The organism is Azospirillum oleiclasticum, assembly GCF_013423485.1.
Lineage (GTDB): Bacteria > Pseudomonadota > Alphaproteobacteria > Azospirillales > Azospirillaceae > Azospirillum > Azospirillum oleiclasticum.
The window spans coordinates 460,761-484,575 of sequence record NZ_JABFFR010000001.1 but is presented as its reverse complement, the minus strand read 5'-3'; the positions used below and the strand labels follow the sequence as shown (position 1 = coordinate 484,575).

Annotated in this window: 27 protein-coding genes; 7 read left to right on the top strand and 20 right to left on the bottom strand. The window is 68.4% G+C overall.

Annotated features, from left to right (window positions below; genetic code table 11):
- Positions 1-41: 41 nt before the first annotated feature.
- Positions 42-1,571, bottom strand: coding sequence for a sensor histidine kinase (locus HL658_RS02325; RefSeq protein WP_180280267.1), 1,530 nt, complete (start codon positions 1,569-1,571; stop codon positions 42-44).
- Positions 1,572-1,717: 146 nt separating this feature from the next.
- On the opposite strand from HL658_RS02325, the gene aat reads away from it, so the two are divergent.
- Positions 1,718-2,392: a leucyl/phenylalanyl-tRNA--protein transferase gene (aat, locus tag HL658_RS02320; RefSeq protein WP_180280266.1), complete on the top strand. Its 675-nt coding sequence runs from the start codon at positions 1,718-1,720 to the stop codon at positions 2,390-2,392.
- On the opposite strand, the gene HL658_RS02315 is transcribed toward aat, so the two are convergent.
- From HL658_RS02315 to HL658_RS02270, 10 genes are all read right to left on the bottom strand, one after another.
- Positions 2,356-2,748: a DUF2155 domain-containing protein gene (locus HL658_RS02315; protein WP_211109638.1), complete on the bottom strand. Its 393-nt coding sequence runs from the start codon at positions 2,746-2,748 to the stop codon at positions 2,356-2,358. The genes aat and HL658_RS02315 overlap by 37 nt on opposite strands.
- Positions 2,749-2,871: 123 nt before the next feature.
- Positions 2,872-3,114, bottom strand: coding sequence for a hypothetical protein (locus HL658_RS02310; protein ID WP_180280265.1), 243 nt, complete (start codon positions 3,112-3,114; stop codon positions 2,872-2,874).
- A gap of 138 nt (positions 3,115-3,252) precedes the next feature.
- Positions 3,253-3,753 (bottom strand): outer membrane lipid asymmetry maintenance protein MlaD, encoded by a 501-nt coding sequence (mlaD, locus tag HL658_RS02305; protein ID WP_180280264.1) that lies wholly within the window; start codon positions 3,751-3,753, stop codon positions 3,253-3,255.
- A gap of 48 nt (positions 3,754-3,801) precedes the next feature.
- On the bottom strand, positions 3,802-4,194 hold the full coding sequence (locus HL658_RS02300; RefSeq protein WP_180280263.1) for an NADH:ubiquinone oxidoreductase subunit NDUFA12: 393 nt from the start codon (positions 4,192-4,194) through the stop codon (positions 3,802-3,804).
- Between the two features lie 96 nt (positions 4,195-4,290).
- Positions 4,291-4,944 (bottom strand): LysE family translocator, encoded by a 654-nt coding sequence (locus HL658_RS02295; RefSeq protein WP_180280262.1) that lies wholly within the window; start codon positions 4,942-4,944, stop codon positions 4,291-4,293.
- Positions 4,941-5,867, bottom strand: a complete 927-nt coding sequence (locus tag HL658_RS02290; RefSeq protein ID WP_180280261.1) for an LpxL/LpxP family acyltransferase — start codon at positions 5,865-5,867, stop codon at positions 4,941-4,943. Before HL658_RS02290 ends, HL658_RS02295 begins: the two co-directional genes overlap by 4 nt.
- The gene (lpxK, locus tag HL658_RS02285; protein ID WP_180280260.1) at positions 5,867-6,850 is read right to left on the bottom strand and encodes a tetraacyldisaccharide 4'-kinase; all 984 of its coding nucleotides are present in this window, start codon (positions 6,848-6,850) and stop codon (positions 5,867-5,869) included. Before lpxK ends, HL658_RS02290 begins: the two co-directional genes overlap by 1 nt.
- A complete protein-coding gene (locus HL658_RS02280; RefSeq protein ID WP_180280259.1) occupies positions 6,847-8,127 on the bottom strand; it encodes a 3-deoxy-D-manno-octulosonic acid transferase in 1,281 nt (426 codons plus the stop codon). The genes lpxK and HL658_RS02280 overlap by 4 nt, the downstream gene beginning before the upstream one ends.
- A 125-nt stretch (positions 8,128-8,252) precedes the next feature.
- On the bottom strand, positions 8,253-9,251 hold the full coding sequence (locus HL658_RS02275; RefSeq protein WP_180280258.1) for a glycosyltransferase: 999 nt from the start codon (positions 9,249-9,251) through the stop codon (positions 8,253-8,255).
- Complete coding sequence (locus HL658_RS02270; protein WP_180280257.1) at positions 9,248-10,057, bottom strand: UDP-2,3-diacylglucosamine diphosphatase; 810 nt, start codon at positions 10,055-10,057, stop codon at positions 9,248-9,250. Before HL658_RS02270 ends, HL658_RS02275 begins: the two co-directional genes overlap by 4 nt.
- A 199-nt stretch (positions 10,058-10,256) precedes the next feature.
- On the opposite strand from HL658_RS02270, the gene HL658_RS02265 reads away from it, so the two are divergent.
- Positions 10,257-11,201, top strand: coding sequence for a diacylglycerol/lipid kinase family protein (locus HL658_RS02265; protein ID WP_246337239.1), 945 nt, complete (start codon positions 10,257-10,259; stop codon positions 11,199-11,201).
- A 70-nt stretch (positions 11,202-11,271) separates the two neighbouring features.
- Positions 11,272-13,335 carry a M3 family metallopeptidase gene (locus tag HL658_RS02260; protein ID WP_246337238.1) on the top strand — a complete coding sequence of 688 codons (2,064 nt, stop codon included), beginning with the start codon at positions 11,272-11,274 and terminating at the stop codon, positions 13,333-13,335.
- A 37-nt stretch (positions 13,336-13,372) separates the two neighbouring features.
- Here the strand turns inward: HL658_RS02260 and HL658_RS02255 are convergent, their stop codons facing one another.
- The 5 genes from HL658_RS02255 to HL658_RS02235 all read right to left on the bottom strand — a co-directional run bounded on the left by HL658_RS02255 (position 13,373) and on the right by HL658_RS02235 (position 16,866).
- Positions 13,373-13,657, bottom strand: coding sequence for a hypothetical protein (locus tag HL658_RS02255; RefSeq protein ID WP_180280256.1), 285 nt, complete (start codon positions 13,655-13,657; stop codon positions 13,373-13,375).
- Between the two features lie 58 nt (positions 13,658-13,715).
- Positions 13,716-15,056 (bottom strand): acetyl-CoA carboxylase biotin carboxylase subunit, encoded by a 1,341-nt coding sequence (gene accC, locus HL658_RS02250; protein WP_180280255.1) that lies wholly within the window; start codon positions 15,054-15,056, stop codon positions 13,716-13,718.
- Between the two features lie 18 nt (positions 15,057-15,074).
- Positions 15,075-15,515 (bottom strand): acetyl-CoA carboxylase biotin carboxyl carrier protein, encoded by a 441-nt coding sequence (accB, locus tag HL658_RS02245; RefSeq protein WP_180280254.1) that lies wholly within the window; start codon positions 15,513-15,515, stop codon positions 15,075-15,077.
- Positions 15,516-15,537: 22 nt separating this feature from the next.
- Complete coding sequence (gene aroQ, locus HL658_RS02240) at positions 15,538-16,008, bottom strand: type II 3-dehydroquinate dehydratase (RefSeq protein ID WP_196242054.1); 471 nt, start codon at positions 16,006-16,008, stop codon at positions 15,538-15,540.
- A gap of 66 nt (positions 16,009-16,074) precedes the next feature.
- Complete coding sequence (locus HL658_RS02235; RefSeq protein ID WP_180280253.1) at positions 16,075-16,866, bottom strand: substrate-binding periplasmic protein; 792 nt, start codon at positions 16,864-16,866, stop codon at positions 16,075-16,077.
- A 157-nt stretch (positions 16,867-17,023) separates the two neighbouring features.
- Here HL658_RS02235 and HL658_RS02230 point away from each other — a divergent pair, with 157 nt between their 5' ends.
- Complete coding sequence (locus HL658_RS02230; protein ID WP_180280252.1) at positions 17,024-18,556, top strand: helicase HerA-like domain-containing protein; 1,533 nt, start codon at positions 17,024-17,026, stop codon at positions 18,554-18,556.
- A gap of 35 nt (positions 18,557-18,591) precedes the next feature.
- Here HL658_RS02230 and HL658_RS02225 read toward each other — a convergent pair whose 3' ends face one another.
- The 3 genes from HL658_RS02225 to HL658_RS02215 all read right to left on the bottom strand — a co-directional run bounded on the left by HL658_RS02225 (position 18,592) and on the right by HL658_RS02215 (position 20,261).
- Positions 18,592-19,107 (bottom strand): hypothetical protein, encoded by a 516-nt coding sequence (locus HL658_RS02225; protein ID WP_180279853.1) that lies wholly within the window; start codon positions 19,105-19,107, stop codon positions 18,592-18,594.
- A gap of 64 nt (positions 19,108-19,171) precedes the next feature.
- A complete protein-coding gene (locus HL658_RS02220; protein WP_180280251.1) occupies positions 19,172-19,384 on the bottom strand; it encodes a hypothetical protein in 213 nt (70 codons plus the stop codon).
- A 211-nt stretch (positions 19,385-19,595) separates the two neighbouring features.
- Complete coding sequence (locus tag HL658_RS02215) at positions 19,596-20,261, bottom strand: LuxR C-terminal-related transcriptional regulator (RefSeq protein WP_180280250.1); 666 nt, start codon at positions 20,259-20,261, stop codon at positions 19,596-19,598.
- 392 nt (positions 20,262-20,653) lie between these two features.
- On the opposite strand from HL658_RS02215, the gene HL658_RS02210 reads away from it, so the two are divergent.
- The 3 genes from HL658_RS02210 (at position 20,654) to HL658_RS02200 (ending at position 22,895) form a co-directional block, all read left to right on the top strand.
- Positions 20,654-21,304 (top strand): LuxR C-terminal-related transcriptional regulator, encoded by a 651-nt coding sequence (locus HL658_RS02210; protein ID WP_246337237.1) that lies wholly within the window; start codon positions 20,654-20,656, stop codon positions 21,302-21,304.
- A gap of 87 nt (positions 21,305-21,391) precedes the next feature.
- On the top strand, positions 21,392-21,826 hold the full coding sequence (locus HL658_RS02205; protein ID WP_180280248.1) for a CBS domain-containing protein: 435 nt from the start codon (positions 21,392-21,394) through the stop codon (positions 21,824-21,826).
- 196 nt (positions 21,827-22,022) lie between these two features.
- On the top strand, positions 22,023-22,895 hold the full coding sequence (locus HL658_RS02200; protein WP_180280247.1) for a calcium-binding protein: 873 nt from the start codon (positions 22,023-22,025) through the stop codon (positions 22,893-22,895).
- Between the two features lie 3 nt (positions 22,896-22,898).
- Here HL658_RS02200 and HL658_RS02195 read toward each other — a convergent pair whose 3' ends face one another.
- Positions 22,899-23,759 carry an IclR family transcriptional regulator gene (locus HL658_RS02195; protein WP_180280246.1) on the bottom strand — a complete coding sequence of 287 codons (861 nt, stop codon included), beginning with the start codon at positions 23,757-23,759 and terminating at the stop codon, positions 22,899-22,901.
- Positions 23,760-23,815 lie beyond the last annotated feature (56 nt).

Here is a 23,815-nt window from a genome sequence, read left to right as displayed (position 1 = left end):
GGCGGTTCCATAGCACGGCGGCACGGTGCGGCGACAGGGGGTCAATGGACCGCGGCGGGTTCGGTGACGCTTGCGGCCGGCAGGACGCCGGCCCCCTCGTCCGGAAAGACCACCGTCAATGTGGTGCCGGAGCCCGGCTCGCTGTCCACCTCCACCCGGCCGCCATGCAGGTCGACAAGCGTCTTGACGATGGTCAACCCGAGCCCCGTTCCTTCGTGCCGGCGCGACAGCACCGGCGCCGCCTGCCAGAAGGGCTGGAAGATGCGTGTGGTGTCGGAAGGGTGGATGCCGATGCCGGTGTCGGTGACGAAGATGGCCACACCGGCGGTCACACGCCGGGAGCCGAGCACGATCCGGCCACCCTGGGGCGTGAACTTCACCGCATTGGACAACAGATGCATGGCGATCTGCTTCACACAGCGCGGGTCGGCGAACATGCGGGGCGCGTCCGGGTCCAGATCAAGACTGAGGGACAGGCCGGCGCCGTCAACCTGGGCACCGATCAGGCGCGCGCAGGACTCCACCAGCGGCCGCACCTCCAGCAGCTCCGGCTGTGGCTCCATGCGCCCGCTTTCCAGATTCGACAGGTCGAGAATGTCGTTGATGATGGTGAGGAGATGCTGACCGGATGCGTGGATCTCGTCGGCAAAGTCGGCGTGCACCGCCAGCGGCCCATGCTTCGGCGAATCCTCGCTGATGATCTGCGAAAAGCCGATGATGGCGTTCAACGGCGTGCGCAGTTCGTGACTGATCGTGGCGAGGAATTGCGATTTCGACCGGCTGAGATCCTCCGCCCGCTGGCGCGCCGCGACCAGATCCAGCATGAAGGCGTCCCGCTGCTTCAGCACGGCACGGTACCGCGCCAGCCACTCGTTCGTCCGCTCCACCAGGAAGCCGATCTCCGATCTCTCCTGACCCTTGGGAACGGTCAGGCGCTGGGCACCGATGGCTCCCGAATCCTCCGGCTGAAGGCGAGCCAGATCACGGGCGACGATCAGGATCGGGCGCGTGACCATACGCTGGAACATCAGCGTCAGGATCATGCCGAACAGCAGGTTGCTCAGCAAAGTCCCGAACGTCAGCGAGCCGATCCGTGTCAGGAGGGATTCGGCCACCGGCATCGGGTCGACGGTGATCCGCATGATCCCGCTGTGGAACGCTCGCGGCCGCCGGGCCTGACCATCGGCGATCAGCGGCAGCTCGAGCTGCCGCGGCTCTCCAAGCAGTTCCGTCACAAGCCAGCGCGGAATGGTTTCGGCGATCACCCTCTCACGCTTGGCGAGCACACGCCCGAAATCGTCGGTCACGCTGACCGCCACGATCGGATCGAAGACGAACAGGCCGGAAATGACCTCGTCGGCGAACTCGGCGTCGAGCTCGTAGGCGGCGATGGCGGCGGCGGAGCGGACGACGGCCGCCAATTCCGTCGCCGTGTTGACGAGTTCCTCCCGACGGCGGAGCGCATCGTAGAGCAGGTCGAACGAGGCGACGACCAGGCTGAGCCCGATGGCGATCAGCACGGTGTTCCTGGCCTGCCGGAAGGAAAGCCGCCTGAACAGGCTCTTCACCATCCCGAACCGTCCTCGATCTCCGCCACGCCGGACCATCCGGCTCGGCGGAGAGAGTGCCGCAGCAAAACTGAAAGAGGTATGAAGATTCGACCCGTCGCCACCTCGGGTGGCTTCGCGGCGTCGCCGGCTTTGGCTATAATCGCCCGATGAGGGAATTGTCAGCACCGCTTCTGCTGCGTGCCTACGCCGCCGGAATTTTCCCGATGGCGGAGAATGCGGACTCCGACGAGCTGTTCTGGTTCGATCCCGAGCGGCGCGGCGTTCTCCCCCTCGACGGGTTCCACGTTCCCAAACGTTTGCGGCGAACCGTGCGCAGCGGCCCGTTCGACGTTCGTGTCGATCACGCCTTCCGCAAGGTGATGGAGGCCTGTGCCGAGCCGGCCCCCGACCGCCCGAAAACCTGGATCAACCAGGACATCCTGCGCCTCTACACCGAACTGCACGACGCCGGGCACGCCCACAGCGTGGAGTGCTGGCGGGAGGGCCGGCTGGTCGGCGGGTTGTACGGGGTGGCGCTGGGCGGCGCCTTCTTCGGCGAAAGCATGTTCAGCCGCGAGCGCGACGCCAGCAAGGTGGCGCTGGTGCATCTGGTCGCACGGCTGCGGTCGGCCCGCTTCGTCCTTCTGGACACCCAGTTCGTGACCGCCCACCTCGGCCAGTTCGGAGCTGTCGAGATCCCGCGGCGGGAGTACCGCCGGCGGCTGGCCCTGGCGCTGACCGTGAACGGCGATTTCGGCGGTGTCGACCAGACGGCGGCGGTGGAGGCGTACCTCGCCGCGAGTGCTCAGGGGCTACCGCAGGACAGCACCCAGACGTCGTAGATCGGGTGCTCCATGGCGGACAGCGCCGGGCTGGATGCGAACATCCAGCCGCTGAAGGCCGCCTCCTCCTGCTCACCGGGCTTCACCTCGACCACTTCGAGGAAGGCAGCGGATTCCGGTGTCTCCACCGGCGGGTTTTCCCGGCAGGCGCGCAACGTGATGCGCAGGCTGCCGAAGGTCCTCGTTTCCCCCACCGCCAGCGTGAAGGTGGATGTGCGGGCGGTGATCTTGTCGAGCCCCTGCAGCTTCGCCGCCGGCTTGTCCAGCATCTGTGCCGGAACGGGCGCGGCATCAGCCGCGACCGTCCACCCCGCCACTGCCGCTGCCAGCGCGCCGAACAGAGCGGCTTCCCTCATCCACGATGTCGTCACGTGTCGCTTCCGCGTGTCTGCCTGGACCGGCTTTCTATATCGGCCCGGACCATGGCGTCCATAGGGCGGCTGGCGGCTGGTCGGACGGTCATGAGCGCGACGCGATGCTCAGTCGATCGTGGTCGGCTGGCCGACCGGGCGGTCCTCGGCGCGCTCATCTTCGACCTTCTGGACCGCGGTTCCGGCCCCGGCACCGGCGGCGGCACCCACGACCGCGCCGATCGGGCCGCCGATGACGGCGCCGGCTGCGGCACCGCCGAGCCCGCCGGAGGCCGCTTTCTCTTCCGTTCCGGTGCCGCAGGCGGCGAGCGCCAGAACGAGACCGGCAAGGGCGGCAATACGCGTGATCATGACTTGGTGCTCCCGATCAATCCCTGGATCGGTCAGCACAACGCGCAACCCCGATGGCGTGTTCCGGGGATCATCCGTTCGCCGTGGCGGCGAGCCGTCGGCATAGCCGCACGGCTGCCGTTCGGAGGCCTTGTGACCCTAGAGGCGCGGGGGCTGGCCGGCCGGCGCGGCGGAGGAGCCTTCGCCCTGCTTGCCGACATTCTGCAGGCTGAAGATCACCTGCCCGAGGAGCTGTTCGAGGCCGGGCGAGGACTGGGTGTATTCGATCCGCCCGCCTTCGGCGATCATCTGGTCGTCGCCACCCGGCTCGACCGCCAGGAACTTGCCACCCAGAAGGCTCTCCGACGCCACCATGGCGGAGGTGTCCTTCGGCAGCTTGATGCCGGGGTCGATCGACATGTGCACGAGCGCCTGATAGGTCGTGCGATCCAACGTCAGGGACGTGACGGTGCCAACCTTCACGCCGCTGATCCGCACGTCCGATCCGGCCGACAAACCGGCGATGCTGGAGAAGGCGGCGGTGACCGTGTAGCCCTCCACCTTGCGCAGATCGGCGCTCTTGTAAGCGAAAATGAGGAAGAAGCCGGCGACCACCAGAACGACGGCGCCGAGCACGGTTTCAATCATATTGCGGCGCATCGGGCGCTCCAGAACCAGCGGACGGGTGAGGATGGCGCAGGTCGCGAGTCAGGAGGGAGTCCAAGGTTCGTAGTCCCCGGTGGCGCGCACGCGGTGGCCACCCTGGAACACATGACCCGGCGGACGGTATGCCTGGGCCGATCCGGAGGGGTTCGGCACATGCTCCTGCTGCCAGGGACGGTGGAATGGGCTGTCGCGCTCCGGCAGCGGCTCCTTGGAGGTGTGGTGGAGCCAGCCGTGCCATTCCGGCGGAACCTTGCTCGCCTCCGGCTCACCGTTGTAGATCACCCAGCGCCGCTCGCGCATGCCCTTGCGAACGGACGTGTTGCGGTAATAGCGGTTGCCGAAGCGGTCGGAGCCGACCAATTCGCCCTTCCTCCAGGTCAGAAACTGGATCTGAAGGTTGGCCATCCACGTGATCAGGGAGATTTTCTCGCTCATCGTCGCTCGCGTTCGGGGCTTGTATGCCCTTCGGGTTGGTCCATCCGGAAGCGGGCGCACTATGACACCGGGTTGACCGCCCGTCCACTCCCGCGCTCACGCCGTGCTGCGCTGCGTCAGCAGCAGACGTAGGGCGAAACCGAGGAAGAGCGCCCCGGCGACGGCGTCGAGCACGACGCGCATGGTCTGGCTCGACAGTGCGCGGCGGGCGGCTCCCGACGCGGCGGCCGCGATGCCCGAGAGATAGATACCGCCAAGAACGGCATGAATGGCACCGAGCAGGACGATCTGGAGCGCCACATGCCCGAGTGCGGGTGCGACGAACTGCGGCACGAAGGCAAGCTGGAACAGGATGACCTTGGGATTCAGGAGATTGGTCAGCAGGGCCTGCGCGAACACCCGGCGGTCATTGGCCGACTCGGTCGGCATCAACCCGCCGGCGCCCGCGCGCCGCGCGTCCCACGCCGCTTTCAGCGCCTTCACACCGATCCAGGCCAGATAGGCGCCGCCGGCCCAGCGCAGCGTGTCGAACAGCCGCGGCGAGGCCGCGATCATCGCCGATACCCCCACGGCCGCCATCACAGCGTGCAGCAGGCTGCCCGCCGTGATGCCCAGAGCCGCCACGAGGCCGGCGCGCCGCCCGTCGTTGATGCCACGCGACAGCACCAGCAGCGAGTCCGGCCCCGGCGCCAGAACCAGCACCACCGCGGCCACGAGATAGAGGGAAAGAAGCTGCGGATCCAGGATCATCCGGGCCGTCCTTCGGTGGGAACCGGGACCGGAACAGCCGGCCAACGGCGATGAACCCACAGCCACTGCTCCGGCCGGTCGCGGATCCAGTCCTCGATCCGGTGGTTCATACGCTCCATCAGATCGTGCATGTCCGCCTTGGGATCCGGACCGGACGGCAGCTCGAGCGGCGGCAACACGGTGATGCGGAAACGGGCGCCCCCCATCCGCTCGATGCGCACCGGCACCAGCGGCAGGCGGAACTTCAGTGCGAACATCGCCGCCGCCGGCGCGGTCATGGCGCTGTGGCCGAAGAACGGCACGGCGACGCCGTCGTTCAGCTTCTGGTCGATCAGCATGCCGACATGGCCGCCCCGGCCGAGGACCCGCAGGATGGTGCGTGCCCCCTCCGCCCCCTTGGGAATGGCGGTGGCGCCGAAGGCGGCGCGGGTGCCGAGCAGGAGGCGGTCGACATAAGGGTTGTTGGGCGCGCGGTAGACCAGGGCGAGATCCAGCCCCACACGGTGGGCCGCGACGGTCAGCACCTCCCAGTTGGCCAGATGACCGGACACCATGATGCCGGCGCGCCCATCCGTGCGCAGGGCCTCGATGTGCTCGATCCCGACGATCTCGACGCGGTCCGACAAGGATGGCAGATGCGGGTATTCGGCGATGACCCGGCCGAGATTGTCCCACATGCCGCGGACGATGGCGGCGTGCTCCGCGGCGCGCTCGGGCAATGCGAGGGCGAGGTTGCGCCGGGCCGTGCGGGTGCCCGGAAGCCATGGTCCCACCGTCCGCCCGATCCAGCCGCCCAACGCCGACGCCGAATCGACCGGCAGCACCCGGAATACGCCGTAGAAGGCATAGACCACCGCCGCCTCCAGCGGATGCGCGACGCGGCGGATCAGCCAGCGGACCCAGGGAGGGCGGGGTCGCGCCATCACGCCGCCTCCCGCGGGGCGAGGATGCGGGCGAGCAGCCCGTCGAGCAGCGACGGGTTCTCCCACGACACGGACACGCGCACCACCTGGACCTGATCGCGCACCTCCGCCGGCAAACGCACGGCGTCCTTCTCCGTCGTCACGGGAATGGCGCCCGCGGCCTGCGCCAGCTCCAGAAGCCGCATCGCCTCCTCCGGCGCGTAGGGGTGATGGTCGGGAAAGGGGATGGCCGCGGCGACCACGGCGCCCAGGCGGCGCAGCGTCTCGAAGAACTTGGCCGGCCGGCCGATCCCGGCGAAGGCCAGCACCGTGCGGCCGCGCAGGTCCTGCGCTTCCGGCGCCGGCTCCAGCCGGGCGCGCAGGATGGGCAGGGCGCCGGCCGAGTCGGACACCCGGGTCTCGTCATGGCCGAGGATCACCAACGCGTCGGCGCGCGCGAGGCCGCGCGCCACCGGTTCGCGGAGCGGTCCGGCGGGGATCAGCCGGCCGTTGCCGAAGCCCGCCCCACCATCGACCACCACCAGCGACAGGTCCTTGGCAAGGCCAGGATTCTGGAAGCCATCGTCCATGACGATGCCCTCCGCCCCGTCCGCCACCGCCGCCGCCGCCCCGGCGGCGCGGTCGCGGGCGAGCCAGCAGGGGGCGCGGCGGGCGAGCAGCAACGCCTCGTCACCCACCGCGGCGTGGTCATGCCGTCCGGGATCGACCCGCAACGGCCCCCGTTCGCGGCCGCCATGGCCGCGGGTCAGGAAATGCGCCGCGATGCCGCGCCGTGCCAAGCCGTCCATGACGGCCAGCGCCACCGGCGTCTTGCCGGCCCCGCCGGCGACGAGATTGCCGACGCAGACCACCGGCACACCCGCCTGCACCGGCATCGCGGACCCCATGCGCAGCCGCCCGCCGAGGCCGTAGGCCATGCCCAGCGGTGCCAGCAGCGCCGCAAGGGCACCCGCCGGCCGGTACCAGAACCCCGGTGTCCTCATGCCGCTGCCCGGATTCCGGCGTCGCGCAGCAACGGATCGAGCGCGTCGAACACGCGGTCGATGGCGCGGCGGTTGTGCTCGGTCACGCCCATCGCCGCGGACACCAGCCGGGAGCGGAGCTCCCCATCCGCCAGCAGCCGCCCCGCCCCGTCAGCCAGGGCGTCGGGATCGGGCACGGGCATGGAGCCGCCGGCGGCTTCGAGCTGCCCGGCGATCTCCGCGAAATTCCACATGTGCGGGCCGTACAGCACGGCGCAGCCCAGCATCGCCGGCTCCAGCGGGTTCTGCCCGCCGTGCGGGACGAAGGACCCGCCCATGCACACCACCGGCGCCAGCCGGTAGAAGGCGCCCATCTCGCCCATGGTGTCGGCGACATAGATCGCATCGCCGGCTGCGGGCAGCGCCCCCTCCCCTCGCCGCGACACCGCCATCCCCCGCCCGCGCAGCAGCGCCAGGATGTCCGCGCCGCGATGGGCGTGGCGCGGCACCACCATGGTCAGCAACCCGTCGATGCGCCCGGCAAGGCTGCTGTGGACGGCCGCCGCGATCTCGTCCTCACCAGGGTGCGAGCTGGCGAAGAGCCAGACCGGACGCCCGCCGACCGCGGCGCGCAGCGCCGTCAGCGCCTCGTCCGCCGCCGGGGGCGGCTCGGCGGAGTATTTCAGGTTGCCCACGGTCGCCGCCGCGGCGCCGAGCCGGCGCAGCCGCTCCGCGTCCCCCTCGCTCTGCGCCAGCGTCACCCGGAAGGTCGACAACAGGCTGGACGCGAAGCCGGGGGCCAGCTGCCAACGCCGGAAGGACCGGGCCGACAGACGCGCGTTGATCAGAGCCGCCGGAATGCGCCGCTCGCGGATCGCGGTCAGCAGGTTCGGCCAGATCTCGGATTCCGTCCACAGCACGAGGTCGGGCCGCCAATGGTCGAGAAAGCGTGCCGCGGCGTCGGGCAGATCGACCGGCACATACTGGTGGAAGGCACCGGCCGGCAGGCGCCGGTCCATCAGTTCCGCCGAGGTCACCGTTCCCGTGGTCATCAGCACCGCAGGGCGCGCCGGAAGCTCCACCAGACGCCCGATCAGCGCCAGCACCGAATTGGCCTCCCCGACGCTGGCCGCATGTATCCAGACCAGCGGCCCGTCCGGCCGCGCCCGGTCGGGATGGCCCAGCCGTTCGCCGCGGCGGCGCGGGTCCTCCTTGCCGGCCTGGCGTCGCCGGTCGAGGTAGAGACGCACCGCGGGTCCGCCGAGGGTCGTCAGGCTGCGATAGAGCGTCTGAAGCATAGGCCGCCGATGGTGCGATTGGGTCACCGCGCCCGCATGGCGCGCGCGGCGGCGCGCACCCTATCACGGCGCTCCGTGCCCGCGCGATGGTCGCGTTGGCGCGGAACGCCGCGTGGGCGGACGGATCAGGTGAAGGGGCGGAGGTTGCTCAGGAACTGTTCCGCCGACGCCTTCCAGGAGAAGGTCAGCGCGTATTCCCGGCAGCGCTCGGGCGGGATCGTCAGCGCGGTTTCCACCGCGCGCTTCAAATCCACGTCCAGACAGCCGGCAGCCGAGCCGTCCATCACGTCCAGCGGCCCCGGCACCGGGTAGGCGGCGACCGGAACACCAGACGCCAGCGCCTCCAGCAGCACCAGCCCGAAGGTGTCGGAGCGTGAGGGGAAGACGAAGACGTCGGCCGCCGCGTAGTAGCGGGCGAGATTTTCCCCATGCTGCGCGCCGGCCCAGCGGACATTCGGGTATTTCTTCTGCAACTCTTCCCGTGCCGGGCCGTCGCCGACCACATATTTCGTGCCGGGAATGTCAAGCTTGAGGAAATCCTCCAGGTTCTTCTCGACCGCGACCCGGCCGACATACATGGAGATTGGCCGCGGGTCGGTCAGGAAGGACTTGTCGCGGGGGCGGAACAGCTCGGTGTCGACGCCGCGGGTCCACCGCCGGATGTTGCGGAAACCGCGGTCCTTCAGGGCCTTCTCGATCGACGGGGTGGCCACCATCACCGCCGAGGCTGGGTCGTGGAAGCGGCGGACGATGGCGTAGCTGAGCGCCAGCGGCACCGGAGCACGGTCCCGGATGTATTCGGGGAAGCGCGTGTGGTAGGCGGTGGTGAAGGGGATGTTCCGCTTCAGGCAGTAGCGCCGCGCCGCGTGCCCCAGCGGCCCCTCGGTCGCGATGTGGATGCAGTCCGGCCGCAACCCCTCGAGCATGCCCTTCAGCCGCCGGCCGGCACCGAGCGCCAGCCGGATCTCGGGGTAGGTCGGCAGGGGCACGGTGCGGAAACGGTCGGGGCCGATGACCTCGACGGTCTGCCCCATCTTCTCCAGCTCCGCGCGCACGGTGTCGATGGTGCGCACGACGCCGTTGACCTGCGGGTGCCAGGCGTCGGTGACGATCAGGATGTTCACGCCGCCGCCTTCGCCGCCGCTCCAGCCGACGGCTTGACCACCGTGCGCTGGCGCAGGACCTCGGCCCAATTGATGATCTCCAGCATCCCGCTGTCGTGCTCGACCAAAGCGGTGCAGGATTCGACCCAGTCGCCGTCGTTGCAATAGAGCACCCCTTCCATGGGGCGCATTTCAGCGTTGTGAATGTGCCCGCAGATGATGCCGTCCACGGCGCGCCGTCGCGCCTCATCGGCCAGCGCGGCTTCGTACTTGCCGATGTATTCGACCGCGCTCTTCGCCTTGTGCTTGAGATAGGCAGAGACCGACCAATAGGTAAAGCCCATTTTACGACGGACCCAGTTCAGGCCCGTGTTCACATTCAACAGCATGACGTAGGCGTGGTCGCCGATGAGGGCCAGCCATTTCGCGTACTTCACCACGGCATCGAACTGGTCGCCATGGGTGACCAGGAAGCGCTTGCCGTCGGCGGTGGTGTGGATGGCCTCCTCCATCACCTTCACACCACCGAACTGCAGACCGATGAAGTCGCGCGCACCCTCGTCATGGTTGCCGGGGATGTAGAAGACCTTCGCCCCCTTGCGCGCGCGCCGCAGGATTTTCTGGACGACGTCGTTGTGCGCCTGCGGCCAGTACCAGCTCTTCTTCAGACGCCAGCCGTCCACGATGTCGCCGACCAGATAGAGGTATTCCGAGTCGTTGTGCTTGAGGAAGTCGAGCAGCAGGTCCGCCTTGCACCCGCGGGTCCCCAGATGAACGTCCGAAATCCAGATGCTGCGGTAGCGGGTCACGTCTGATTCCTGGTCCATCCGTCTGCTCCGTCGCGTAGAGCCGAAATATGTGGGTCGATGTGGCACCGGTATACAGGCGAGAAATAATGATCGCAACATCTTGTTGACGCCGTTCGCTGCACGAATATATGACAATCTTAGTGAAGTTCACTGTCATATCTTTGACTTCTTGCTGAAACATTACTGAAACACTGCCATTATTCCTCAGGAGTCGCGCTTGAACGCTTTCCATGCCCTGGCACCCTCCCCCGAAGCGACGATGCCGGCGGTGCGCCGCCGTTTTCTCGTCATCCACAACCCGGTGGCGGGCCGGCGCCGGACACGCCGGCTGCGCACGATCCTCGACCTGCTGCACCAGCGGCACGCCGCAACCATCGAGTTGCGCGCGACCACCGGTCGCGGCGATGCGGAGACGATCGCCCGCGTGATCCCGCACGGCACCTTCGACGCCGTCATCGCCGCCGGTGGCGACGGCACCATCAACGAGGTGGTGAACGGCTTGGCGGCGCGCGGGACGGACGCCCCGGCGGTGCCGCTCGGGCTGGTGCCGCTCGGCACCGCCAATGTGCTGGCGGGGGAGCTGGGTCTTCCGGGTGGGACGGAGGCCCTGGCGTCCGCGCTGGCGTTGGGGCCCGTGCGCGACGTGCATCTGGGCGTGGCCAACGGCCGCTGCTTCACCATGATGGCCGGAGCGGGACTCGACGCGCAGGTGGTGGAGGCCGTCGATGTCCGGTTGAAGCGGCTGGCCGGCAAAGGCGCATACGCGGTGGAGACGCTGGCCCAGCTCGCCCGGCTCACCCGCGGAGCCTACACGGTGCGGGTCGGGGACAGGGCGTGGCGCGTATCGTCCACCATCATCGCCAACGGCCGCTTCTACGGCGGGCGATTCGTCTGCGCCCCGCATGCCTGCCTGTTCGACGACCGGCTGCACATTTGCCTGTTCCCCAGCCTCGGCCGCTGGAACGCGGCACGCTACATCTGGGGCGTCATGTCGGGACGGCTGCAGCACTTTCCCGACTACGAGATCGTCACCACCGACCGCGTCACCATCGAAGGGCCACCGGGCGACCCGGTGCAGGGCGACGGCGACGTCATCGCCCGCCTGCCAGTGGAGATCCGTCTGTCGCCCTGGCGACTCGGCATGATCGTCGCCGCACCTTGAATCGGACGCCCATCGCGCCGATGCTTCTCAATACGCTCCGCCAGCGGCGGGGCATCCGAACCGCAAGCCGATGGGCAGACGACGACCGATGACCGGCAACCCCTTCTTCGAAACCAGGACCACCCCCTTCGGCCTTCCCCCCTTCGACCGCATCCGGCCGGAGCATTTCCCGCCCGCCTTCGACCGCGGGATGGAGGAGGAGCTGGCGCTGGTCCAGGCGATCGCCGACTCGGCGGAGCCGCCGACCTTTGCCAACACGGTCGAGGCGGCGGAGCGCTGCGGGCGCCGGCTGGCGACCGCCACCGGTGTATTCTACAACCTGTATTCGAGCTGCACCAACGACGCGCTGGACGCCATCGCCCGCGACTACGCGCCGCGCTTCGCCCAGCATTACACCAGCATCGTCCACAACCCCGCCTTCTTCGCGCGGGTGGACGCGCTGTTCCGCCAGCGGCACGAGCTGGGGCTGGACACCGCGCAGATGCGTCTTCTGGAGCGCAACCATCTGGAATTCGTGCGCGCCGGGGCGGCGCTGGCGTCCGAGGCGAAGGCCCGCATGGCGGCCATCGCCGAGCGCCTGGCGACCCTGCACACCGAGTTCGGCCAGAACGTGCTGCACGACGAGAAGGCGTGGCAGCTTGTGCTGGAGGAAGGCGATCTCGACGGACTGCCCGGATTCGCCCGCGACGCGGCGGCGGAGGCGGCACGCGAGCGGGGGCTTGACGGCAAGTACGTCATCACCCTCGCCCGCTCCTCGGTCGAGCCGTTCCTGACCTTCTCCGCCCGCCGCGACCTCCGCCGCAAGGCCTACGAGGCGTGGACCGAGCGCGGCGGGCTGCCCGGCGATCACGACAACACGCCGCTGATCAAGGAGATCGTGGCGCTGCGCGCCGAGCAGGCGCGGCTGCTGGGCTTCCCCAGCTACGCCGCCTTCAAACTGGCCGACAGCATGGCGAAAGACGTGGACTCGGTGGAGCGGCTGCTGCTCCAGGTGTGGGAGCCGGCCAAGCGCAAGGCCGCGACGGAGAAGGCGGTGCTGGAGGAGCAGGCCCGCGCCGGCGGGCTGAACGAGCCGCTGGCGCGCTGGGACTGGCGCTTCTACGCGGAGAAGGTGCGGCAGGCCCGCTACGACCTCGACGAGGCGGAGGTGAAGCCCTACTTCGTGCTCGACCGCATGGTGCAGGCGGCCTTCGACACGGCCACCAAGCTGTTCGGCATCACCTTCCACGCCATACCGGACGCCCCGGTCTACCACCCCGACGTCAAGGTCTACGAGGTGCGCGACACCGGCGGCGCCCATGTCGGCCTGTTCCTGCACGACAACCTCGCCCGCTCCGGCAAGCGGTCGGGGGCGTGGATGAGCAGCTACCGAGACCAGGAGGCGCTGGACGGCCCGGTGTCGCCGATCATCGTCAACAACAACAACTTCGCCAAGGGCCAGCCGACCCTGCTGAGCTTCGACGACGCGGAGACGCTGTTCCACGAGTTCGGCCACGGGCTGCACGGGCTGCTCAGCCGCGTCCGCTACCGCTCGCAGTCCGGCACCAGCGTGCGCCGCGACTTCGTGGAGTTCCCGTCCCAGGTCTACGAGCACTGGATGTCGGCGCCGGAGACGCTGCGCAAATACGCGGTCCATCACGAGACCGGGGAGCCGATCCCGGAAAGCCTGCTGAACCGCCTGCTGGCGGCGCGCAACTTCAACCAGGGCTTCGCGACGGTGGAGTACACGGCCGCCGCACTGCTGGACATGGCGTTCCACACCGAGCCGGAGCCGGACGCCATCGACGTGCCGGCCTTCGAGCGCGCGGTGCTCGACCGCATCGGCCTGCCAGCGGAGATCGGCGTGCGCCACCGTCCGCCGCATTTCCAACATCTGTTCGCCGGCAGCGGCTACGCGGCCGGCTACTACGCCTATCTGTGGGCGGAGGTGCTGGACGCCGACGGGTTCGAAGCGTTCAGCGAATCCGGCGACCTGTTCGACCCGAAGCTGTCCGCCGGGCTGAAAGCCATCTACTCGGCTGGCGACACCCGCGACCCGATGGAGCTCTACGTCGCATTCCGCGGCCGCGAGCCGAGGATCGAGCCGCTGCTGAAGCACCGCGGCCTCGTGGAGGAAACGCCGAAGGCGGCGTGACCCGACGATGGAGGGGACCGGCTGGCTGGTCCCCTCGTCACCGCAGGCAGCGGTCGATGTCGTCGATGCGGCACACCGCCGGCACCACCACATGCGGGCGGGTGCGCAGGCGGTAGTCGCGCAGCTCCAGCCGGCCGACGCGCTCCAGCCACGCGACGGCGTTGCGCACCGTGCGTTCGTCGGCGTCGAGCTGCTGTCCGATATGGACGAAGGACACGGCCGCGGCCCCAGGGTCCAGCAGCCGGTTGCGGCAGAGAACAGCCACCCGTTCCGCCAGGGCGGCCAAACCATCGTTGCGCGGAAACTCGACGAGCACGCCCATCCGACACCTCCTCGCAGGGGCCACGTTCCGACGCGGCCCCTGAAAGGTAAGATATCGGTTATTTCCGTGCCATCAACTGTTCGAGCCAGTGAATGTCGTACTGGCCGTTGATGAAGTCCGGCTCCGCGATGATGCGGGAGTGGAGCGGCAGCGTGGTGTCGATGCCGCCGATCACATACTCCTCGATCGCCCGGCGCAGCCGCATCAGGCACTCGTTGCGCGAGGTGCCGTGCACGATCAGCTTGGCGATCAGGCTGTCGTAGTGCGACGGCACCCGGTAGCCGTCGTAGAGCGCCGAATCCACCCGCACGCCAAGCCCGCCCGGCGCGTGGTAGCCGGTGATGGTGCCGGGGGACGGGGTGAAGGTCTCGGGATTCTCCGCGTTCACCCGGCACTCGATCGAGCAGCCCTGGAAGCGGATGTCCTCCTGACCGTAGCCCAGCGGGGCGCCGGTCGCCACCCGGATCTGCTCGCGCACCAGATCGATGCCGGTGATCATCTCGGTGATGGTGTGCTCGACCTGGAGCCGGGTGTTCATCTCGATGAAGTAGAACTGCCCGTCCTCGTACAGGAACTCCATCGTGCCGACGCCGCGGTAGCCGATGGCGGCGGCGGTGCGGGCGGCGAGGCTGCCGATGTAGGCGCGCTCCTCGGCGTTCAGCGCCGGGCTCGGGGCCTCCTCCACCACCTTCTGGTGGCGGCGCTGCACGGAGCAGTCACGCTCGCCGAAATGCACGCAGGCGCCATGCGTGTCGCCGAGAAGCTGGATCTCGATGTGACGGGGCTTGCCGAGATACTTCTCGATGTAGACCTCGTCGTTGCCGAAGGCGGCGCGCGCCTCGCCGCGGGCTAGCTGGTAGGCCTCGCGGAGCTGCTCGGGGTTGCGGGCGACCTTCATGCCCTTGCCGCCGCCGCCGGCCGCGGCCTTGATCAGCACGGGGTAGCCGATCTCGCGGGCGACGACAGCCGCCTCCTCCAGCGTCGGCACCGGCCCGTCGGAGCCGGGGACGCAGGGCAGCCCGAGGTCGAGCACGGTGCGCTTGGCCGTCACCTTGTCGCCCATGACGCGGATGTGCTCCGCCGTCGGGCCGATGAAGGTGAAGCCATGCACCTCCACCATCTCGGCGAACTGCGCGTTCTCGGCCAGGAAGCCGATGCCGGGGTGGATGGCGTCCGCCCCGGTGATGGCCGCGGCCGACAGGATGGCGGGAATGTTGAGATAGCTGTCGCGCGCCGAGGCCGGGCCGATGCACACGCTCTCGTCGGCCAGACGCACATGCATGGCGTCTGCGTCGGCGGTGGAGTGCACGGCCACGGTCTGGATGCCCATCTCGCGGCAAGCGCGGTGGATGCGGAGCGCGATCTCGCCGCGATTGGCGATCAGGACCTTTTCGAACATCGGATCAGCACTCCGGCCTTACTCGATGATCAACAGGACTTCGCCGAACTCCACCGGCTGGGCGTCGCCCACATGGACCGCCGTCACCGTGCCGCCGCGCGTTGCCTTGATCGGGTTCATCACCTTCATGGCCTCGATGATCAGCAGCGTCTGGCCCGGCTTCACCGTGTCCCCGACGCGCACGAAGGGGGCGCCGCCCGGCTCGGCCGCGATGTAGGCGGTGCCGACCATCGGCGAAATCACGGCACCCGGATGGTTCGCCGGCTTGGCCGCCGGAGCGGGTGCGGCGGTGATCGCCGGGGCCGGGGCGACGACCGGAGCGACCGCGGTGGCGGTCACGCCGCGGGTCACGCGGATGCGCTTCTCGCCCTCGGCGAACTCGATCTCGCTCAAGCCGGTTTCGCGCAGAAGATCCGCGAGCTTGCGGATCATGTCGCCGTCGATGTCGAAGCTGCCCATGTGCCTTGGAATCCCGTATCGATCAATCGCGGTCGAGAAGCTGCGTCATCGCTTCGAGCGCCAGCAGATAGCCGGTCGGCCCGAATCCGCAGATCATCCCCTTCGCCACCGCCGAGATGTAGGAATGGTGGCGGAAGGCTTCCCGCTTGTAGATGTTGGAAAGATGGACCTCCACCACGGGCAGCTCCGCAAGGATCAGCGCGTCCATGATGGCGACGGAGGTGTGGCTGTAGGCGCCCGCGTTGATGACGATGCCGTCATGCTCCGTGCGCGCCTGCTGGATCCAGGAGACGAGTTCGCCTTCATGGTTGGACTGGCGGAAATCCACGGACAGCCCGAGCTGCTCGGCCCGTTCGTGGCACGCCGATTCGAGGTCGTCGAGAGTCATGGACCCGTAGATGTGCGGCTCCCTCACCCCCAGCATGTTGAGGTTCGGCCCGTTCAGGACCAGCACCGACCCGTCCGTCGCCACCTGGCGGCACCCCTTCTCCATGATTCCGGAACGGGGGGTTTATAGCACGGCAATGCACGAGGGCAATGGCGTTGGCGGTCTGCCCCCTCAATACCCCAGGTACCTGTTTCCCACCGTGTCGCGGTAAGGCTCCACCGCGGCGCGGGCGATGTCGTCGATGCGACCGGTGGTGGACAGGATGCCGAGGCACCGGTTGAAGTCGTCGCGCAGCCGTTCGTTGCGGAAGACCACCGTGTAGGGGGACGGGGGGAAGATGGCGGTGAACAGCACGGCCTGATTCGGATCGAAAGGCAGATGCTGGCCGCTGCCGGCCCGCTCGCGGAGTTGCCGGTTGTACTCGGCGAAGATCAGCCCGTCGCCCAGCACCGCGTCCACCCGCCCGGCGAACAGCAGGTTGGAGTGGACCATCTGGTCGGCGCGCTCCCGCAGGTCGGCGAAACGATCGGCGATCTCGCGCAGGCCGGGCAGGATCTCCGTGCCACCCGCGAAGGTGACGACGCGCTTCCCGACCAGGTCGGCCAGGCTGTTGATGGCCAGCCCGCTGGAGGTCAGTACGGACGCGCCGTTCTGATAACGCGCGTACACGTCCGACGCCCACCCCGGCAGCCGCATGCCCGGCGGCACGACGGCCACGGCATCGGCTGCGCCGGTGCCGTAGTCGCTCCAGTGGCGGCCCATGGGAACCACACGGAAACGCACGCCATGCCCACAGGCGGCCAGCGCCTCGCGGATGATCAGCGCATCGCGCCCGGTGCCGTCCGCGTGGAACATCGGCGGCAGTTCGGGGGCCACGACGACGAGCTGGTCGGCCGAGGCCGGGCTGGCGGTTGCGAGCACTGCGAAGGTCCACAGGGCGAGGGCTGCACAACGTTTCCGCATCGTTTCGCCCGCTCCTGCCCGCACACTGGCCTGGGCAAAAACGCTAACACCCGCTGCGCGTGACACCAAGCGACGGGGTGCGACAAATCTTGCCGAAACCCCACCATCATCCTCACATAGATGCGCGAGATGCACAGCGAGCAGGGGGTTTGCGTCCATGAGCGGCATCGTTATCGGCACCAGCGGCACGGGCAAGGCACGGAAGCCGGCCACCCTGCTCGCCCGCTACGCCAACCGGCACGGGCTGATCGCCGGAGCCACCGGCACCGGCAAGACGGTGACGCTCCAGACCGTGGCGGAGGGCTTCTCCGCGATGGGCGTTCCGGTCTTCCTCGCCGACGCCAAGGGCGACCTCGCCGGCATCGCCGCCCCCGGCACGGCCAAGCCGGCCTTCGTGAAGCGGTTGGAGGGCATGGATCTGCCGGCGGATGGCTGGGCCGCCTGCCCCGCCCTGTTCTGGGACGTGTTCGGCCAGCAGGGGCATCCGGTGCGGGTGCCGGTGTCGGAAATCGGGCCGCTGCTGTTCGCCCGGCTGCTGAATCTGAACGAAGTGCAGACCGGCGTCCTGACCATCGCCTTCAAGCTGGCCGACGACGAGGGCATGCTGCTGCTCGACCTGAAGGACCTGCGGGCGATGCTGGCCCACGTCGCGGAGCGCGCGAAGGAACTGACCACCGAATACGGCATCGTCAGCCCGCAGTCGGTCGGCGCTATCCAGCGCGGCCTTCTCACGCTGGAGCAGGAAGGTGCCGCCGGCTTCCTGGGCGAACCAGGGGTGGACCTCGCCGACCTGATGCGGGTGGACCGCGACGGGCGCGGTGTGGTCAGCGTCCTGGCGGCCGACGCCCTGCTGAACCGCCCGCGCCTCTACGGCACCTTCCTGGTCTGGCTGCTGGCCGAGCTGTTCGAGACGCTGCCGGAAGCCGGCGACCTCGACCGCCCGAAGCTGGTGCTGTTCTTCGACGAGGCGCATCTGCTGTTCGACGATGCGCCGGAGGCGCTGACCGACAAGATCGAGCAGGTCGTGCGCCTCATCCGCTCCAAGGGCGTCGGCGTCTATTTCGTGACGCAGAACCCGCTGGACATCCCCGAGCGCATCCTGGGCCAGCTCGGCAACCGGGTGCAGCACGCGCTGCGCGCCTTCACCCCGCGCGACCAGAAGGCGGTGCGCGCCGCGGCCGAGACCTTCCGCCCCAACCCGCGGCTGAACACCGCCGACGCCATCATGGAGCTGGAGGTGGGCGAGGCTCTCGTCAGCTTCCTCGACGCCAAAGGTGCGCCGACGGTGGTGGAGCGCACGCTGATCCGCCCGCCCGCCTCCCGCGTCGGCCCGCTGACCCCGGCCGAGCGCGCAACGCTGATGCGGACGAGCCCGGTAGCCGGCGTCTACGACAAGCTCATCGATCGCCATTCCGCGTACGAGATGCTGCGGCGGCGGGAGGAGAGTGCGGCGTCGCCGGAGAATGAGGCGCCGGCACCGTCCGGTGGCTACCGCCGTCCCGATCCCTTCCAGCCGCCGGAGCCCGCTTCCGGCCCGTGGGAAGCTCCGCGCCCGAGCCGGCGCCGCACAGCGGCGCGTCCGCCCGCGTCGGTGGCCGAGGAGATCGTCGGCGCCATGGCGAAGGAGTTCGGCACCCAGGTCGGGCGCAAGCTGGTGCGGGGGATCCTCGGGTCGTTCCTGCGGCGGTAGGTCGTCCGCCGGCCGAGCGTCAACCGCCGGTCAGGTCACACGGTGACCGACACCCGTGCGCCGCCGGAGTTGCCGCCCGAGGCGGCGAAGCCGGCGGACACCGCCGTGCCGGCCGCAGCGCCGTAGCCGCCGCCCGCGCCCAATCCGCCGGTCCCGGTACCGACCGTGCCGGTGGTGGTGGTGCCGGTGGTGGACGCCGAGCCGGAGTTGCCCGCGTCGCCGGTGCTGCCTGTGGACACGCGCTCATACCCGGAGGGGCTCTCGCCCGACGACGGGCCGCCGCCACTGCGGCCACCGGCGCGGCGGTATTCCTCGACCACTTTTTCCGCGGGGATCTGGTCGCGCGTCTCGCCGGTGTCGGCGTCGCGAAAGAACAACACGGCCAGCTTGGCCGCCTGGTCGTAGCGGACGACGGGGCTGATGTAGATGCCGGCCTGGGTCTTGGGCGTTTCGGCCTGCCCGCCTCCGGCCTCGGCCTGCGGCTCCGGCGCCTGTGCCGTGGGGGCCGCAGGGCGGGTGACAGCAAAGCTGCCGACAGCTTTGATCTCCATCGGAGTCACCCGCTTGTTGTTGCCCCCGTCCCTGACCGTAAAGTGCGCGCGGATACCCGCGCGGTCACACCACGATGTTCAGGTTCTGCCCACGCGTCGCCGTGGTGTTGCCGCCCGAGGTGGGCTGTGTGGTGGTCGCCTCCTGACGCCGACGGGTTTCCTCCTCCGCCTGGCGGGTGCTCTCGGCCTCATCGGTCTGCGGCGCGGACGTGGGGCCGCTGCCCAGGGCCGAGGTGTAGGGGGAGAAGCCGGTGCCCCCGATGCTGCCGACGCCCATGACACTCCTCCTGAAACGCTTGTTGCGGGGCCTGATACCCCTTTCGATGATAGTAGGCAAAAACTGCCCAGCTTTCAAGGCCAGCCGGCTGCGACGGATTCGATTCGAACCGGTTCCCTCTTCCCGTGGCCCTCCGGACGCCGCCCGGTTGCGATGTCGCGCGGGTGACAGCCCCGTCGACGGACGCCCTGAACGGGGCAATCGCCCGAGCTCACGCGTTCATCAGTGGCGCCAAACCGTTCTGGATGGCCCACACGGCGGCCTGGGTGCGGTTCTGGGCGTTGATCTTCCGCATCACGTTCTTGAAATGCATCTTCACCGTGGATTCCGTGATGTGCAGGTGCCGGGCGATGGCTTTGTTCGACTGGCCCGCCAGCAGGCAGCGGAGGATCTGCACCTCCCGCTTGGACAGGTCGTTGCTGGATTGCGGCAGACGGGCCGCGGACGACGGAACCGGCCGGTCGTTCACACCGGCGATCAGCAGGCTCGCCACATGCGTGGGATAGACCACCTCCCCCAGCATGACGAGTCGCAGCGACCGCAGCAGCGATTCGCTCGACATCGCCTTGTTGAGGTACGCGTCCGCCCCAGCCTTCAGGGCAAGCGCCAGGGATCGGTCGCCCGTGCCGTCCGACAACACCACGATGCGCGCTCCGGTCGCGCTGCGGATGCGCGCAAGCCCGTCAAGATCCTCCCCCGTGTCATGGATCGCCAAAATGACAAGATCGGGGTCCGCCCCCTGCTCAATCATCGACTGCGCTTCGGTGGGATTCACCGCATAATGGCCGATCCGGAAAGGACCGCTACTGATCAGGGTTCCCAAGGCGGCGGAAAACAATCGGTCATGATCAACGAGCATGACGTTCCATGTTTCCATAGCTGTTCCTCCGGCATACCTCTTCCGATTTTTCCAATCTTTCAAGGCGTGAAAAGAAAATTAGAGACATTTTACAGAGAGATCGCTGGCGCGTTCTGCAAAAGCAGGCTTTACGCTCAGCCGTTTATTGATTTATACGGATGATGCATGTCACCCGCAACAAGCATAAGGCTAATACCGGAACAACCGTGGCGATGTGCAAAAAAGCGGACCACCCGAAATCTCCATGGGTCGATATTGGCCGGAATTTCGGTGGAAGTGACGCCGCGGCTGTTCATGATTGTACCCCGTCAACCGGGGATCGATGCCGGTTCCGTGGGTGAAGCAAGGTCGGGAAGACAATGGCATTTCAACTCCAGACACGCGGAAACGAGCGGATATCCCAGAAGAACATGAAGAAGTTTTTGGTGGTCGACGACCACCCGATCGTGCGGCACGGCTTCGCCCTGTCCGTCCGGGAGATCCATCCCGGCGCCGAGGTTCTCGAGGCCGGCTCGCTGGCCGACGCGACCGACATCGTCGCGCGGACACCCGACCTGACGCTCGTCCTGTTCGACCTTCAGCTCGGCCAGGGCCACGGACAGGACGGCGTGAGGCACATGGTGGAGGCGCTGGGGGACACGCCGCTGCTGGTGATCTCCGGGTCCGACGAGGTGGCCGACATCGTGGACAGCGTGCGGCTGGGGGCGCGTGGCTACATCCTGAAGACCAGCTCCACCGAGGTGCTGGAACACGCCATCTCGCTGGCCCTGACCGGGGAAACCTTCCTGCCGCTGCCGCGCGCCGTGTTGGCCGGCACCGTCACGGCCCAACCCACCCGGCCGAGCGGGCAGCTCGTCGACCGTCTGACCGGGCGCCAGCGCGACGTGTTCCAGCTTCTGCTCGCCGGCAACTCGAACAAGGAAATCGCGCGTGAACTGGGCGTGCTGGAAGGCACCGTGAAGGTTCACGTCCGCGCCATCATGCAGAAGCTGGGCGTGCGCAACCGCACCCAGGTTGCGGTGGTGGCCGCGCGAAGCGGCTGCTTCCCCGAAAGCGAGTAGGCCACACTGCAAGGTTGATCAATGATCCGCTTGGCGGCATGATCGTGGGACCCGAAAGAAACACCAAGACAAGGGGGAGACCACGTCATGCCGAACCGGCCCATCCGCACCATCATCCAGAATCAACGTGTACATACAGTCCCGACGAACGCCAGCGTCCGCACCGCCGCCCACATCATGAAGGAGAACAAGATCAGCTCCGTCATGGTGGTGGACGGCGACCGGCTTGCCGGCATCTTCACCGAACGCGACGCGCTTTTCCGTGTGTTGGCCGGCGGTCTCGACCCGGACCGCACCACCATGGCCCAGGTGATGACCAGCGACCCCATCACCACGACCGCCGACCGGCCGCTGGTGCACGCGCTGCATCTGATGCAGGAGGGTGGATTCCGTCACATCCCCGTGGTCGACCGGGGACGGCCCGCCGGCATGGTGTCGATGCGCGACGCCATGGGCATCGAACTCGCCCGCTTCGAGCGTGAACTGTCGGAAAAGCAGGCGATCGCCGAAATCCTCGCGTAGCACGATCGCCCGGCACAGGCTGGGTTCCGACCCCGGCCTGTGCCCGCATCATCGGCCATTGAACGCTCCCGCATCGGCCATGCGCGTCGAGTATGGCTGAAGCACTGTGCCGGGCGGTTGCCCGTCGCTGTCCCCAAGCGCACGATCAGGGTCAAGCAACATCGCCGCAACTTGCCGACAACGGACAGGTGGCGTCATGACCCTGACCTACTTCAACCGGGCCTATTACCTTCAGGCTTACGCCGATGTCGCCGCCGATCCGTATTTCTCCTCCCGTCCGGAGGAGCACTATGAGCGGTTCGGGCGAATTGAAGGACGCAATCCGAACGCTGCGTTCGATGAGGGCGGCTACCTGTCCCTGAACGCGGACGTTGCAAGGGCCAAGGTCAACGGTGTGATCGCGTCCGGTTACGACCACTGGATCGCCAACGGTCAGTTCGAGCAGCGTTCCCCGGGGATCGTCACCTACCCGTCGCTCACCTACACAACGGAGTCCGGTTACCTGTCGGCGAACCCCGATGTGGCGGCCGCGGTCGCGCGCGGCGACTTCGTGTCCGGGTTCCAGCACTGGGTGCAGTATGGCCAATCCGAGGGGCGCGGCTCAAGCGGCGGTTTCCTGTACAACGGCGATACGACCGCCAACAGCTACACCAGTTTCCACCGTGTGCCCTTCACGCTCCAGGGCAACGAGGGTGACGACACCCTGACCGGGGGCAGCGGCTATTTCGCGAGCGCGTTCATGGGGTCGGACGATGTGATGCTGGGCGGTGCCGGCAACGACACCATCACCGGTGGTGGCGGGAACGACACCATGAGCGGCGGTCCCGGTGCCGACGTCTTCGTCTTCGCCACGCCCAGCTTTGGCGGGGATGTGGACGTCATCACCGATTTCGATCCGGGCGTCGATCGCGTGCGCCTGCCATCCAGCGTGACGCCCGAAAGCCTGACGATCACCGCGTCGGGCTCCGACCTCCTGGTGTCCTACAACCTGGCGGGGCCGGGCGCGCCCAACTCGTCGCAGCAGATCCGCCTTACCGGCCTGTTCGGGATGCTGGCGGGCATCGGCTGACCACTATTCCGCCGCATCCACCGTGGCCGGCTCCGTCTCGGCCGCGGTGTCGCCGCCGGCCAGCACGGCGGTGAGCTGCTCCGCCGCTTCGCGCAGGACCGGCAGGCATTCTCCGACCCGCTCGCGGGGCAGGCGGGCCTGCGGTCCCTGCACGGCCAGCCCGGCAATCACCCGGCCGCGCGCGTCGCGCACGGGCACCGCGATGCAGAAGACGCCGATAATGAACTCCTCGTCGTCGACGGCGTAGCCTTGGGCGCGGATGGTCGCCAGCTCCTCCCGCAGGCGGTCGGCGTCCATGATGGTGTTGTTGGTGAGCTTCAGGAATCGGGTCGCGGAGATCACCCGTTCGCGCTGCGCCTCCGGCAGGTTGGCGGTGAACAGCTTGCCCATGGCGGTGCAGTAGAGCGGCACGCGCGAGCCGACGCCGAACTGCAGCCGCAGCGGCCAGTGCTCCGCCTCCACGCGGTCGAGATAGACGACCTCGTTGCCCTCCAGCACGCCGATGTTGGTGGTTTCCCCCAACTGCGAGCTGACGCCTCGCAGCACGGATCGCACCGGAGCCTGGACGACGGAGGAGCGCAGGATCGCCAGCGCCAGTTGGGTCAGCTTGGGACCGACCGTCACCGCGCGCCGGTCGATGCTGCGGGCGAGCAGTCCGCGTTCCAGCAGCGTGTTGACCAGCCGGTGCGCGGTGGGCTTGGGCAGTTCCAGCGCCTCGGCCACGTCGCGCACGGCGACCGGCCGGCCGGCCGTCGCCACCTCCTCCAGGACGGAGAGCATGCGGTCGGCCGCGGCCCGGCGTTCGCCGCCTTCATTCTCGACTTCGGTGGCGTCGTCCGTCTGGGTCTGTTGCCGCCCCGCCATGCCGCCCTCGCCAAATCTCACCAGATGATACCAACCGTATCATCAATTGCGGCGCA